Origin of the sequence: Burkholderia sp. 9120 (genome assembly GCF_000745015.1) — a bacterium.
Classification (GTDB): domain Bacteria; phylum Pseudomonadota; class Gammaproteobacteria; order Burkholderiales; family Burkholderiaceae; genus Paraburkholderia.
Genome location: NZ_JQNA01000002.1, coordinates 5,982,089 through 5,996,297, shown reverse-complemented (window position 1 = coordinate 5,996,297; position 14,209 = coordinate 5,982,089). Strand labels below are relative to the sequence as shown.

Genomic DNA, 14,209 nt, shown 5'->3' with positions numbered 1-14,209 from the left:
CCCCAGCAACAGCACGACAAAATCACGGCCCGGCAAAACACGCCGGGCCATCCGGCGCCCTTAACCCGCCCCTTCCGGATAATCCGCGCCGACGGTTGCCGCTTCCCACGCATCAAAATCGCCGCGCATGAAGTCAAGCTTCTTGCGCGCCAATTCGAGCGCCATCTTGCCAAGCAGCAGACGCAACGGCGGCGTATCCGACAGCGCGGCGTCGATGATCGCCTGCGCTGCGCGCACCGGATCGCCCGCCTGTTTGCCGCTGCGCGCTTCGGTCTGCTTGCGGCGCTCGCCGGCCGTGCTCGCATAGTCGTCGATCAGCGTGGCGGACTGTTTGATCGACGGTCCCGCCCAGTTCGTGCGGAACGGTCCCGGCTCGACGATCAGCACGTCGATGCCGAGCGGCTTCACCTCCGCCGCCAGCGACTCCGACAACCCTTCGACCGCGTACTTGGTGGCATGGTAATAGCCGGTCGCCGCGAAACTTGTAATGCCGCCAATCGACGACACATTGACGATCAGCCCGCCGCGCTGCTCGCGCATGATCGGCAGCACCGCTTTCGTCATGTCGACCAGACCGAACACGTTGGTCTCGAACATCGCGCGGACTTCGGCGTCTTCGCCTTCTTCCACCGCGGCCAGATAGCCGTAACCCGCGTTGTTGACGAGCGCGTCGATGCGGCCGAAACGCTGCTTCGCCTGCTTGACCACGTCCTCGACCTGCGCGAGGTTCGTCACGTCGAGCGGCAACACTAGCGCGCGGTCGCCGTGCGCTTCGGCGATATCTTTCACTTTCGACGCGTCGCGCGCGGTCACCACCGCGCGCCAGCCGCGCTCCAGCACCAGCTTCGCGAGTTCACGGCCGAAGCCGGTGGAACAGCCTGTGATCAGCCAGACGGGATTGTCTCGATTCATCATTTGGGAAACTCCGGTTGATGGTCTACGACTTACGTGGGAACACTTCATACGGCACGAATGCGCGATCAATGCGCAGGTCACGTCCGCAATCGGTTTGCTACGGTGCTTAGCGTGAAGCGTGCCCGGTCTGATTGCCGGGTGGATCGGCGTGGGTTCGCGCGATGCGAACGGCCGTGTGCTGAGAAGGGACCTAACGCGCCTCGCTCGCCGCGAAGGACGGTCAAGGCGGTTCGTCTCGTAGGTGTCGCTGATCGGACAACGGCGTTATGGCTGCTTGCGTCCGGTGTGACTTTTCAATTGTAGCCGCAGCGCGGCAGCCTCGCTTTGCAGCGCTTGAACGAACGCGCCGGCGAGCGGATGAGCTGGTCGATGCTCCGGATGAATCACACTCACGCGAAACGGTAGCGACACAGCAAGCGGGCGGATATGCAACTGCCGCCCCACGAAATCGAGCGCAGTCAGCGGATTGACGATCGCCACGCCGAGGCCTTGCCGCACGAAACCGCACACGGAAACGGCGGTGGGTGTCTCGACGGTCTGCCGACGCGCGATACCGGCGCGAGCGAAGGCTTCGTCGATCTGAATCCGGTAAGTATCGTTCGACGACAGGCTGATGAACGGCTGGTTCGCGAAGTCCTTCAACGCGATCACCCGCCTGGCCAGCAGCGGATGCCCGTCGGGCAGCACGCAGACCTCGTCCACTTCGAGCAGGGGCGTCAGGCGGGTGCCGGCCGGCGGCGCGCCGTGCTCGGTGAGGCCGAGGTCATACCGCTGCGCCGTGAGCCATTCTTCGAGAAAGGGCGATTCCTGCGTGGCGATCGACAGACTCGCGTCGGGCTGCGCGTCGTGAAAGCGTTTCGACGCGCCCGGCAGGATGGAATGTGAAAACGCGGGCAACGCGATGAGGGAAAGCTGCCCGCCCTGGAATTCACGCAAGCTCGCCGCCGTGGAGGCCACCCTTTCGAGGCCGACATACGCGCGCTTGATTTCGTCGAAGAGCGTCAACGCGGACAACGTGGGACGCAGCCGCCCATGCACGCGTTCGAACAACGCGAAGCCGATGCTTTGCTCCATGCGCGCGAGTTCGCGGCTTACCGTGGGCTGCGAGGTGAAGAGCATTTCGGCGGCGCGGGTGACGCTGCCTGCTGTCATCAGCGCGCGAAAGACTTCGATATGCCGGTGGGTGGGCGCCATGATGGGTATATCAGAAATGAATGGATCGTTGAAAAATAGGTATTTTACTGAATGCCGATTTCTCCGCATCATGTCATGCATGCCAACGCTTGAACATCGAGAGCCGGGAACCGTGACGCCATTCAATCCGCTACAACTTGTCGAACTTGCCCAGCAGCACGGCACGCCGCTATGGGTCTATGACGCTGATGTGATCCGTCAACGGATCGCCGAGCTGCGCAGTTTCGACGTGATTCGCTACGCGCAGAAAGCGTGTTCGAATCTGCACATTCTGAAACTGATGCGCAACGCTGGCGTGAGGGTCGACGCCGTGTCGCACGGTGAAATCGCACGCAGTCTTGCCGCGGGATTCACGCCGGACAGCGATCCTGAAGGCGTGGTTTTTACGGCGGATCTGATCGATCACACGACGCTCGCCACCGTGGTTGAGCATCGCATTACCGTCAACGCCGGGTCGCTCGACATGCTCGAACGCGTCGGCCGACATGCGCCCGAAGGCCATCGTGTGTGGCTGCGGATCAACCCAGGTTTCGGCCACGGACACAGCAACAAGACCAACACGGGCGGCGAACACAGCAAGCACGGTATCTGGCTCGATGACGTGCCGAAGGCGCTGGAGATCGTGCGTCGTTATCGATTGAAGCTGGTTGGGCTGCACATGCATATCGGCTCGGGCGTCGACTATGGGCATCTGTCGCGGGTCTGCGATGCGATGGTCGACGCGGTCAAAGGCCTTCAAGGCCACGACATCGAAGCGATCTCGGCCGGCGGAGGTTTGTCGGTGCCGTACAAGACCGGCGACGCGCGTATTGACGTCGAGCATTATTTCCGGTTGTGGGACGCGGCGCGTTGGCAGATCGAGGCGCATGTCGGGCATCGCGTGAGGCTTGAAATCGAACCGGGACGTTTCCTTGTCGCCGAAGCGGGCGTGCTGGTTGCCGAGGTGCATGCGTTGAATCGTCGTCCGTCGCGGCAGTTCGCTTTGGTCGACGCTGGATTCAACGATCTGATCCGGCCGTCGCTGTACGGCAGTCATCATGAGATGACGGTGCTGAAACGCGACGGCACGCCGAGCGGTGCAGCGCTGAACGCGTTCGCCGTAGCCGGCCCGCTCTGCGAAGCCGGCGATGTCTTCACGCAAGCGGAGGGTGGCGTCGTGCTGAACCGGACGATGCCGACACCTGAGATAGGCGATTTCGTCGTGTTTCACGATGCGGGTGCGTACGGCGCGGCGATGTCATCGAACTACAACAGCCGGCCGCTTGCGCCCGAAGTGCTGCTGGAAAACGGCCAACCGCGCATGATCCGGCGGCGCCAAACCGTCGACGAGTTGATCGCGCTCGAAACGATCGGTTGATTCTGGCTCGACTGCTGTCGACGCGCCGCGCTACACCGAACGCACGATCAACGCGCCCGCACCGTGCGCGTGTACGACGAGATCATCGTCGAGAGTTCCTGCGCGGCGGGCGTGAGCGGAATCGCCGCGCGCTGCAGCAGGCAGACGTTCTGATCCACCGCCCGCTCGCGCAACGGAATGACGGTGAGCACACTGGCAAACGGCCCGCGCGTGGCCACCGCCGATGCTTCCAGCGACAGGCAATCCGTCGCGCCGACCAGATGCAGCGTCTCGTACAGGCCCTCGATCGTCGCGATGATGTTCGGCGGTGGCAAGCCGTGACTGTCGAGCAGATGGTGCAGACGGCTGACCCGCGGATCGTCCGTGAGATTCGGCGAACGCGTGGCCACCCAGGTGCAATCGACCAGTTCGGCCAAGGACGTCGCGCCTGCTTTCGGATGCCCCCGGCGGCACACCACCACCGGATCGGACGGGTAAAGCGGCGTGACCGACAGGTCGGCGGTATCGGTCTGCTTCGACACCAGCGCGACCGCGAAGTCCAGCGTGCCTTCGCGAATCATCGAGATCATCATTCGCGACGTGCCGGTGCGCAGATGCACCGCGACCCGCTCGAAGCGCGTGCGAAATTGCGTCAACACCGGCGCGAGCGCGTCGACGAGCGGTTCCGTGGTCATGCCGAACGTCACTTCGCCGACGTAATCGCCGCGCAATTGCTGCACTTCCTGCTCGGCGCGCTCGCATTCGCCGATGATCGTGCCGGCCCGCTGTAGCAAACGCTGACCGAGCGCGGTCAGCGCAATGCCGCGATTCGTGCGGGTGAATAGCGTCGCGCCGAGGACCGATTCGAGGTTCTGCAACTGCTGCGTGATGCCGCTCTGCGCAATGCCGAGCGCCCGCGACGCCGCGCGGATGCTGCCATGCTCGGCCACGGCGGTGAACGCGCGCAGCTGGGAGATCGTCAACGCCATGGCGGTTGGGGGTCCAGTGATCGGTAAAAGTGATCATGATAGTCTGAACGGGACTTCTTTGAGGCACAAGAGCGGCATAGGATAGGGCTGTCGTTCTCCGCTCACCTCACACTCCGTCTCCCATGAAAATTCTGCTGATGATCCTGAGCGCCGCGCTGACTTTTAGCAGTGGCGCGTTCGCCGCCGAGCCCCAGACCGTGCGCCTCGGCATCGACCCGACCTACCCGCCGATGGACTCCAAGGCGCCCGACGGCAGCGTCAAAGGCTTCGACGTCGATCTGGGCAACGAAATCTGCAAGCGCATTCACGCGCGCTGCCAGTGGGTGGAGCTCGAATTCTCGGGGATGATTCCGGCACTGCAGGCGCGCAAGATCGACGCCGTCATGTCGTCGATGGCGATTACGGAGAAGCGCGAGCAGCAGATTCTGTTTTCGTCGAAGCTGTTTCAATTCAAATCGCGGCTGATCGCGCGGCAAGGTTCGCCGCTCGCGGGCGGCATGAACGCGTTGTCCGGCAAGCAGATCGGCGTGCAGTCGGGCACGCAGTTCGAGTCGTATGCGCTGAAGAACTGGGCGCCGAACGGCGTGCACGTGGTGGCCTACAAGAGCCAGGACGAAGTATTCGCCGACCTGGAGAACGGGCGGCTTGACGGCGCATTGCTCGGCACCGTGGAAGCGGATTACGGCTTTCTGCGCACGCCGGCGGGCAAGGGCTTTGCGTTTGTCGGCGAGCCGCTTTCCATGGGCGATCACGGTGTGGGCATCGGCCTCCGCAAGGACGAGACGGCGTTGCAGGCATCGATCAACGGAGCGATTGTCTCCATGCTCAAGGACGGCACTTACGCGCAGATCGCGAAGAAGTACTTCGACTTCGATCCGTACGGCAATTGATTCTTTTACTCCTACTCTTTCGCACCAGGCTTTCCGTTCATGAACAGGCAATCGATTCCGCTTCTCTCGCCGGCTATCGGCACGCACCGTGAACTGGTGTCGTTTCATTTTGGCCCGACGGATCGTGGGCAGAAAATTTATATCCAGTCGTCGCTGCATGCCGACGAAACGCCCGCGATGTTGGCGACGGTGTTACTGAAGCGCCGCTTGCTCGAACTGGAACAGCAAGGCGCGCTGGATGCGGAAATCGTGCTCGTGCCGGTGGCGAATCCGGTGGGGCTCGGGCAATACGTGCTCGGACAGTTTCTTGGACGTTTCGATCTGGGCAGCGGGAAGAACTTCAATCGCCATTTCCTGCAGTTCACGAAGTTGAACGCGCGGGCCAAAGAGGTGTTGGGTTCCGACGCCGCGGAAAACGTGCGGCTCGTGCGGAAGCTGATTGCCGAGGAACTGGCCGAGCAGAAACCGTTGACCGAGTTCGAGTCGCTGCAATGGGCTTCGCTGAAGCTTTCGTACGATGCGGACGTGGTGATCGATCTGCATTGCTCGCTGGAAGCGGCGATGCATCTCTACACGAGCGAGGCAGCGTGGCCGGAGTTCGAGCCTTTGTCGCGGTATCTTGGCGCGCAGGCGTCGTTGCTGGCGACGAACTCAGGCGGCGAATCGTTCGACGAGACGCATAGCCTGTTGTGGTGGAAATTGCAGCAGGACATGCCGGCGGATAAACCGGTGCCGAACGGTGCGATTGCGGTGACGGTGGAATGCCGCGGTCAGCGCGATGTGTCCTACGAAGTGGCACAAGAGGACGCGGATGCGATTGTCGATTATCTGGTGTGGCGCAAGGCGATTCGGCGTGAAGTGAAACCGATGCCGGCGTTGCGCTCGCCGGCGACACCGCTCGCGGGCAGTGAGCAGTTTTATGCGCCGGTCAGCGGGATTCTCATTCATCGCGCGAAGATCGGTGAGACGATTCGCGTTGGGCAGGCGCTGTTCGATATCGTCGATCCATTGACGGATGAGACCACCACGATTTCGAGCAATACCGAAGGCGTGTTTTATATGCGTCGCGCGATTCGCTTCGTGACGACGGGTGCGCCGTTGGGCCGCGTGACGGGGACGCGCCCGTTCAGGACTGGGGTGTTGTTGGGCGCTTGAATCTACGTTTTCTCTCTGCGGGCGTGGCGTGTCTCGATGTTTGAGATTGAAACCGGAATCGCCTCGCCCGTAGTTGCCTGTCTGCAGTTCTCTACTCTTTCCTTCCCACCAGATACGTCACGCCATTCGGACCGTAGCGCTCTGAATGCGGTTTGTTCGCCGCCAGGTGGAAGACGTCGCCGACCTGGTACAACCGTTCTTCGTCGCCGCAGACGATGTGCAGCTCGCCTTCCAGGATCAACGCTTTGGCCTCGAAGGGATGCGTGTGGACGGCCATCGTGATGTTGGGTTCCTTCCTGGTCACCACGGCTTCTGGGAAACCGTCTTTCGTCAGGCTTTCAGTGAATGCTTCGCGATCCATGGTGATTTTCTCGCTGTGGGGTGGGGAGATTCACTTTAACGCTCGGCGGGTTTTTCTGCAGGGCGTGTCGTCATCGACGCCGCATTCGCGGTGCGTCTCGATCGCTAACTTTGATCGTTTGGATTTTTCTTCGGCTTTATGTCGAGGTCTGGGCGTGCCGTGTAGGAATAGATGGCATCGCGCGCAGCTCTTTCCGAGTGCTGCCTGTTAATTCCGCACATTCGTAAAGATGCGCTTCAAATTTTCGTTTTTCCGAATTCTCTTATTCTGAGTTTTATCTCCCTGATTCAGCGTCTGGTCGTTACGGATTTCTAACGACGCATGACAAAGAAGGGGGACGTATGAAAAATGAGAACCCGTTTTGCGGAATGACGGGAAACCTGGCGCGCGTTTTCGCCATGTTCGCGTTGCTGTTGGTCGCATTCGGCGCGAATGCGACAGACTGTCTCACGCTCTACGCGCAGTCCGGTGCGACGCCGGGATCGAAGACGTGCCGTCTCGATGTGGTGGGTAATACGCCCGGCGGGATGGGCAACTATGCGTGTATCAACGACCTTGCACTGATTGACCAATGGTGCGCGGCGCCGAAGGCAAACGAGCCGGAGGCCAGTTGTCCGATCGCTGATCCGGTGTATCCGGGTAATGGCGCCGTCACGCTAACAGAGGCCGATTTCGTCAGCGGTGACGATCTGCCCATGCAGTTCACGCGGACTTATCGGTCGAAGTCGTTGAGCGCTTCGTCTGCGGCGATGGGGCCGGTGTGGTTTCACAGCTGGCAACGCGGTCTGGGATTGACCAACGCGAATAGCGGCAGTTCGTCGACGGTGCTTGCTTATCGTGAGAACGGCGAACCGGTCACGTTCAAATGGGCGAGTGGCAGTTGGCGTTCGGCCGGCTTCACGGGGCTCGCGCTTGCACAGAATGGATCGGGCTGGACGCTAACCGACCTTCGCTCCGAGACCGTCGAATCGTATTCGTTCAGCAACTGGCGGACGGCAAGGTCGCGGGTCAGTGGAGAGTCACGCGCGATGCGACCGGGAACGTGTTTGCGATCGTGATCCAGCAGAGGATTCCGGACGCGACCGAGATGATCATGCGGGACGCCGCACACCGCGTTCTGAATGGCTACAACCCGACGGGTGATTTCTATCTGCATTACGACCGACGCGGACGCATTGATCTCTTCAAGTTCAGTGAGTACGCGAGTGCGGCGAATGGCGGTGTTCGACGGGTATTCAAGGCCCGGTGGGGTTACTCGCCGGATGGTCAGGTTGTTTCGCGAGTTGGGACGGTTGCAAGGAATGGCAGCGTTCTCGATCTGAATGACGGTACGGACATTCCGATCAGTAGCGATGAGACTGACCAGTGGATCGATAACTACAACTATGGCGATTCGCCGGTTGGGCCGCCTGCGAATCTGCAGGGCGTGCGGCAGATGCTGCGGGCTGGAAGTTTTGCGGGGACGGGGACGGTTTGCGGCGATTGCCATTTCTCCGCGGGACTGATCGATGGGGCGGCGCGTGGGATTGCGTTTGTCTGGCGGCTCGCGCAGAACCCGGCGGTTCGATACGGGATCGGGCAGGGTGCGAGGAAGGCGGCGGAGAACTGGGAGCGCATCAAGGCGTTGTGCAAGCCCGCTGCGGAGACGGAGGTCGATGGGATTCCGCCGGGCAGGATTACGTCGGAATACGTTGATATTACGGTGGGCTTCAGCAGGCGCAACATTAAGACGGATGTTGGCAAAGCTGAGTTTGAGGCAAACCTTGTCGAGAGCGGCTATGTACAGACGTTGAGTAAAGATGGTAAGACCGATATCTTCACCAAAGGCGATCTCAAGTACACCGTGCGTGAGAATTCGAAGTCCGGTGGACCTACGGCGGAGTACTTCCCTGTCGGTGCACAAAAACCAACCCTAAAAATTCGTTTGGGTAATTGATGAGTAACTTGGACTACATATACGATCGGGAAAAGTTCACGACGCTGTGGAGCCGAGCGACGGCTGGTGTTCAGTCTCTCGTGGGCAAATCTCGTGACGAACTGCTGTACTTCGATCCCATCGACATCGCGACGCAAAAGTTCTTCGAACTTATCCGGACGCTATTGACTTTCGAAGGAAAGACTGAATTCGCAACGGTGATTCTGAAGCCTGATCCTTTCAACTACTTCCACCATCATTTCGGTAAGTACCCAGGCTTCATTCATGGAAGCGAGAACACCGATGACGAGTACTTCAGTTTTTTGATGAAAAATCCGGGTGACAACATCGCAGACGCGCTGGGCGTGAACCACGAACACTACGTGATCATGCCGCTTGTGGGTAACTGGATAGCCTTCGGCGACAGGTCATGGGACACAGGCGTTTTCTACGGGCCGCCTGACATCATGGAATGTGCAAAGGATTTTTATCCCTTCTTTATTGCTCCTCTAGAGCAATTCCAGGTTGAGCCGTAGTCGATAGCAAATAGCCGCAAGAAAAAAGGCGCGAAAAATCCGCGCCTCTCTCATCGACTAAAGGGCTCCGTCCACCCACCAGGAGCCCACCCCTCAAATCCCCACCAAAACCGGCGCCACCGCCGCCGGATCGCTAATACTCGGGCGCCCATTTTCAACGTGCCCTGCCAGACGACGCGAGAAGCTGGCGTCGTCATTACTCGTCACCGTCAGGTCGTACCAGTGATGACTCGAAGCCAGCACCCACGCTTCTTCGATATGCGCCCCAGCCGGCACGAACACCGGACGCGTCCGCGCACCATACGCGTTGTCCGTCACCGTCAACCGCGCAACCCCACCCCCGCTGTTGCTGAACTTCAAGAACACGTTCCCATTGGCCACGTCGTACTGCACCTTCACCTCGGGATGCGCCGGCTTCTCATGCCCACCCCAGCCCGCCACCTGCGAAGCTGTCGACGTTTGCGCAACTGCCAACTGCGTGTTCCCCGCAAACTTGCGCACAAAACCATTCGGCCCGAACACTTCGAACGCGTACACACCGCTCGTCGTCGTCAGATCGAAGGTCTCCTTCAGAGACTTACCCGCTTCAACCGTATAACGCCACGGACCATCGGTGCGATTCGTCCCGTAGACGTAGAAATGCGCGCCCTGGTCGCCGGTATTGCCGATCGAAATCTCGAACGTGTTCTGCTTCACGTCCGCATGGCCATTCACATGCAACTCATACGGCAACGCCCGCGCGAAACGAATGCCGCTTTCCTGCGGATCGATTGCACCTGGCGTTGCCGGCACCGTCGGCTTCGGCTGCGTCGCGCACTGGTTGTCCGCAACGCTCTTGTAGTTGCTCGTATCCGGCAACGGCGGCACTTTCGAATCCGGCGTGCGGAAGTCGAACGCGGTGGTCAGATCGCCGCACACCGCACGACGCCACGCCGTAATATTCGGCTCATACACCCCAAAACGCGCTTCAATAAAGCGAATCACCGACGTGTGATCGAACACCTGCGAGCACACAAAACCGCCCTTGCTCCACGGCGACACGATCGTCATCGGCACACGCGGGCCGAGGCCGTACGGCAGGCCATCCGCCGTATAGCTGCCGCCGCGCTGCGGATTGACCACATTGTGAATCTCGCCGTCGGTGCTGACCGTCGACTGCCCTTGCGCAGGCGTCGTTGCCGGTTGCGGCGGCACGAGGTGATCGAAGAAGCCGTCGTTCTCGTCGTACATGATGAACAGCACGGTCTTGCTCCACACCTCAGGATTCGATGTCAGCGCATCCAGAATCTGCGACGTGTATTCGGCGCCATAGGCCGGCGTATAGCTCGGGTGCTCCGAGTACGCGGCCGGCGGGCACAACCACGACACTTGCGGCAACTGATTCGCCATCACGTCGGCCTTCAGATCGTCGATGGTACGCACGGTTTGCGCGCGCTCATACAACGGCGAACCCGGCTGTGCGTTGATGAAGTTCGTGAAATTCTGCAGGATGTTGGTGCCGTAATTGCCGTTCAACGGATCGGCACCGGTCAACCCTTGCTGATACACCTGCCACGAAATCCCCGCGGCTTGCAGGCGTTCCGGATACGTGGTCCACGACAGCAATTGGTAATTCGGCGGACCGTCGCCATCGACGAAATCGTTGTTGTCGAGCAGCGGACCGCCCAGTGTGCCGCTCGGGTCGACCATGCCGCTCATCAGATACGCGCGGTTCGGGTGCGTCGGTCCCGGCAGCGAGCAGAAGTACGCGTCGCAAATGGTGAAGGCATCGGCCAGCGCGTAGTGAAACGGAATGTCGCTGCGCAGGTGATAACCCATCGTCATATCGGTCTTGTTGGCGGGCCACTGGTCGTAGCGGCCGCCGTCGATCGCGGCGTGAGTCTTGTACCAGGTGTGATCGAGATCGCCGACGCATTGCGCGCTGGTGGTCGCCGTGTTCAGATGGAACGGCAGCACCGGTTGCGTGGGGTCTTCCTTCGACGGTTGATACCACACCGGCTTGCCGCCCGGCAGCGGAATCGGGAAACGGTCGTTGTAGCCACGCACGCCGCGCAAATGGCCGAAATAGTGGTCGAACGAACGGTTCTCCTGCATGAACACGACGATGTGCTCGATATCGCGGATCGTGCCGGTGCGCGAAAACGCGGGCACGGCCAGCGCATTGCGAATCGACTCGGGCAGCGCGGTCAGCGCGGCAGCAGCGCCGGCGGAGGAAGCGACGGTCTGCAGGAAACGGCGACGGCTAGTTGATGTCATCGAATATCACCTTCTGCGGGGAGGAAGAATAGCGCGTCTGGCGCGCCGGTTGAATCGGGTTAGTTGCTGGTGGCGCTGTCGCCGGGTGCGTAATGCATTACCGGCGCGACCTGCTGGCTGTCGGCGGCGAGACTGGCCTGCATGTTTTGCGCGATCGGATCGGACGCGGCAGCGGCGGCGCTCGTGCTCGCGTTTGCATTTGCATTTGCATTCGCGCCGAGCGTTGAGGATGTGTTGAGGATTGGTGCCGCGGGCAAGGCGGCGCGTTGGGGCGCGTCGCCATTGGCGGCGGTCATGCCTTTGGAAGATGCTGAAGGCGCGGTGTTCGACGCGGAATCGTCGGCACCGCAACCGGTCAATACCCGTACTGCAATTGAAATTACAACGATGCTCGCGAAGCTTTTGTCTTTTCTCATGTCGGCATCCAGTTTCGTGAAAGCGGATGCAGTCTCTAATCCTTTCAAGAAATAATTGTGAAACGTTTGCGAGTGGTAAATCTTGCGTAGTTACGTTGGATTTTAGAAAGGAAATGGAAAGTGATAAGAAGGACAATGGTCACCGAAGCGCCACATGCCGGCAGTCGAGGCATCCCTAACGATTGACGGCTGTGCGTAACCGATAACTTCATGACACGCATCGAACGACCTTTCGACATCACGCGTTTCGAAGACGAATGGCTGGAAGCGGATGGCTTCGGCGGCTTTGCCTCGGGCACTGTGGGCACGCTGCGCACGCGCCGTTATCACGCGCTGCTGCTGACGGCAACGCGCGCACCGGGCGGGCGAATGGTGCTCGTCAATGGTGTGGAGGCGTGGGTCGAGGCGAATGGACAGCGGTTTCCGCTGAGCATGCAGCGCTATGTGCCCGATGTGATCTATCCGGATCTCACAACGCGTCTTATCGCGTTCGATACATCGCCGTGGCCGACGTGGCGCTTCGAGCTCGATGCGCAGAGGGTGCTGATCGCAGAAGTGTTCGTTAGCAAAACGACGCGCGAAACGGTGTTGCGTTGGCGGCTTGAGGACATAGGAGCGGCTTCTGAAGAAATGAATGCACCGACGCTCAAAGTCAGGCCGCTGCTTTCGGGCCGCGACTATCACGCGTTGCATCACGAGAATCCGGCATTCAACTTCAACGCGCAGACCAGCGACGATCGCGCATGCGTCAGTTGGCAACCCTACGGCGACGTGCCGGTGATCCATGCGGCGACGAACGGCGCGTACACGCACGCGCCCGATTGGTATCGCAACTTCTGCTACGTTCGCGAGCAGGAGCGCGGTTTGGACTTCAGCGAAGATCTCGCGACGCCGGGCGTGTTCAGCTTCGATCTCGCGAAGGGTGAAGCGGTGATGATTCTCACCGCGAGCGTCGAAAGCGCCGCTAACGCAAGCACACCATCACATCAGCAGCCCACATCGAACGCACAATTCACAGCCACCCACGCGACCGAACTCGCAAGCGAACTCGCCAGCATCGAACAACAACGCCGCGCCGCGCTCGGCACGCGCCTGCAGCGTTCCGCCGACGCCTACGTCGTCGCCCGCAACGAAGGTCGCACGATCCTTGCGGGCTTTCCATGGTTCACCGACTGGGGCCGCGATACGTTCATCGCAATGCGCGGCTTGCTGATCGCGTCGGGCCGTCTCGACGAGGCCGAAGCGATCCTGCTCGAATGGTCCGGCACCTTGTCCGAAGGCATGTTGCCCAATCGCTTCCCCGATTACGGCGACACGCCGGAATACAACTCGGTCGATGCCTCGCTGTGGTTCATCGTCGCCGTCCACGACTATCTGACCACGCAGCACGCCAGCGCTGCCACCGCGCAGCGCCTGCAACAGGCCGTCGAGGCCATCCTCGCAGGCTACACAAAAGGCACGCGCTTCGGCATTCAGGCTTCGGCAGAAGATGGCCTGCTGAGCGCCGGTGTCCCTGGCGTGCAGCTCACGTGGATGGATGCAAAAGTCGGCGACTGGGTGGTGACGCCACGCATCGGCAAACCAGTCGAAGTACAGGCGCTCTGGATCAACGCGTTGCGCATTGCAGCAATCTGGAATCCGCAGTGGCAGGCATCCGCCGCCCGAGCGTTGCAAGCGTTTCATGAACGCTTTATCGATCCGTCGACGCAAGCGCTGTTCGACAACATCGACGTCGACCACGTCAAAAGCACGGTCGACCACGCGATCCGGCCAAACCAGATTTTTGCGGTAGGCGGACTGCCGTTCCCGTTACTCGAAGGCGCCGCGGCCCGCGCCGTGCTCGCTCAGGTCGAAGCGCAGTTGCTCACGCCGCTTGGCTTGCGAACGCTTGCACCGTCCGATCCCGCCTATTGCGGGCACTACGGCGGCCCGCCGCTCGCACGCGATGGCGGCTACCATCAAGGCACGGTCTGGCCATGGCTGCTTGGTCCATTCGTCGAAGCGTGGTTGCGGGTTCACGGCACTGCAACAGAAGCCCGCAGCGAAGCCAGAACGCGCTTTCTCGACCCGCTGGTCGCGCATCTCGATCACGCGGGGCTCGACCATCTATCGGAAATCGCCGACGGCGATGCACCGCATGCGCCGGCCGGCACCCCGTTTCAGGCCTGGTCGCTCGGCGAGTTGCTGCGCATTGACAATCTACTTGCCCGCCTGGAGCCCGTTGGCGTGTAAACCGCGCTACGATG

The 14,209-nt window shown here is 60.8% G+C and carries 13 protein-coding genes; 8 read left to right on the top strand and 5 right to left on the bottom strand.

Features of this window, described 5'->3' with window-relative positions; all coding sequences use genetic code 11:
- Window positions 1-60: 60 nt before the first annotated feature.
- Together FA94_RS34655 and FA94_RS34650 are read right to left on the bottom strand one after the other, a co-directional pair.
- Window positions 61-915, bottom strand: a complete 855-nt coding sequence (locus tag FA94_RS34655) for an oxidoreductase (RefSeq protein ID WP_035560392.1) — start codon at window positions 913-915, stop codon at window positions 61-63.
- 264 nt (window positions 916-1,179) lie between these two features.
- Entirely contained in the window at window positions 1,180-2,109 is a 930-nt protein-coding gene (locus FA94_RS34650; RefSeq protein ID WP_035560389.1) for a LysR family transcriptional regulator, read from the bottom strand.
- Between the two features lie 112 nt (window positions 2,110-2,221).
- Here FA94_RS34650 and lysA point away from each other — a divergent pair, with 112 nt between their 5' ends.
- Complete coding sequence (gene lysA / locus FA94_RS34645) at window positions 2,222-3,466, top strand: diaminopimelate decarboxylase (protein WP_035560386.1); 1,245 nt, start codon at window positions 2,222-2,224, stop codon at window positions 3,464-3,466.
- 47 nt (window positions 3,467-3,513) lie between these two features.
- Here the strand turns inward: lysA and FA94_RS34640 are convergent, their stop codons facing one another.
- Window positions 3,514-4,434 (bottom strand): LysR substrate-binding domain-containing protein, encoded by a 921-nt coding sequence (locus FA94_RS34640; RefSeq protein WP_035560383.1) that lies wholly within the window; start codon window positions 4,432-4,434, stop codon window positions 3,514-3,516.
- Window positions 4,435-4,556: 122 nt separating this feature from the next.
- Between FA94_RS34640 and FA94_RS34635 the strand changes: the two genes are divergently transcribed.
- Window positions 4,557-5,324, top strand: a complete 768-nt coding sequence (locus FA94_RS34635; protein ID WP_035560380.1) for a transporter substrate-binding domain-containing protein — start codon at window positions 4,557-4,559, stop codon at window positions 5,322-5,324.
- A gap of 39 nt (window positions 5,325-5,363) precedes the next feature.
- Window positions 5,364-6,479, top strand: coding sequence for a succinylglutamate desuccinylase/aspartoacylase family protein (locus tag FA94_RS34630; RefSeq protein WP_035560377.1), 1,116 nt, complete (start codon window positions 5,364-5,366; stop codon window positions 6,477-6,479).
- Window positions 6,480-6,570: 91 nt separating this feature from the next.
- On the opposite strand, the gene FA94_RS34625 is transcribed toward FA94_RS34630, so the two are convergent.
- Window positions 6,571-6,840, bottom strand: coding sequence for a cupin domain-containing protein (locus FA94_RS34625; protein ID WP_035560374.1), 270 nt, complete (start codon window positions 6,838-6,840; stop codon window positions 6,571-6,573).
- 341 nt (window positions 6,841-7,181) lie between these two features.
- Here FA94_RS34625 and FA94_RS39685 point away from each other — a divergent pair, with 341 nt between their 5' ends.
- From FA94_RS39685 to FA94_RS34610, 3 genes are read left to right on the top strand one after another with little or no spacing between them, the layout of a single operon-like run.
- Entirely contained in the window at window positions 7,182-7,898 is a 717-nt protein-coding gene (locus tag FA94_RS39685; RefSeq protein ID WP_231585101.1) for a DUF6531 domain-containing protein, read from the top strand.
- A complete protein-coding gene (locus tag FA94_RS39680) occupies window positions 7,883-8,776 on the top strand; it encodes a hypothetical protein (RefSeq protein WP_035560369.1) in 894 nt (297 codons plus the stop codon). The genes FA94_RS39685 and FA94_RS39680 overlap by 16 nt, the downstream gene beginning before the upstream one ends.
- Complete coding sequence (locus FA94_RS34610) at window positions 8,776-9,291, top strand: hypothetical protein (RefSeq protein WP_035560366.1); 516 nt, start codon at window positions 8,776-8,778, stop codon at window positions 9,289-9,291. The genes FA94_RS39680 and FA94_RS34610 overlap by 1 nt, the downstream gene beginning before the upstream one ends.
- Window positions 9,292-9,384: 93 nt before the next feature.
- Here FA94_RS34610 and FA94_RS34605 read toward each other — a convergent pair whose 3' ends face one another.
- Complete coding sequence (locus FA94_RS34605) at window positions 9,385-11,547, bottom strand: phosphocholine-specific phospholipase C (protein ID WP_035560363.1); 2,163 nt, start codon at window positions 11,545-11,547, stop codon at window positions 9,385-9,387.
- Between the two features lie 141 nt (window positions 11,548-11,688).
- Here FA94_RS34605 and FA94_RS38960 point away from each other — a divergent pair, with 141 nt between their 5' ends.
- Together FA94_RS38960 and FA94_RS34595 are read left to right on the top strand one after the other, a co-directional pair.
- Complete coding sequence (locus FA94_RS38960) at window positions 11,689-12,018, top strand: hypothetical protein (protein WP_156126771.1); 330 nt, start codon at window positions 11,689-11,691, stop codon at window positions 12,016-12,018.
- A gap of 155 nt (window positions 12,019-12,173) precedes the next feature.
- Complete coding sequence (locus FA94_RS34595) at window positions 12,174-14,195, top strand: amylo-alpha-1,6-glucosidase (RefSeq protein ID WP_035560358.1); 2,022 nt, start codon at window positions 12,174-12,176, stop codon at window positions 14,193-14,195.
- Window positions 14,196-14,209: the final 14 nt, after the last annotated feature.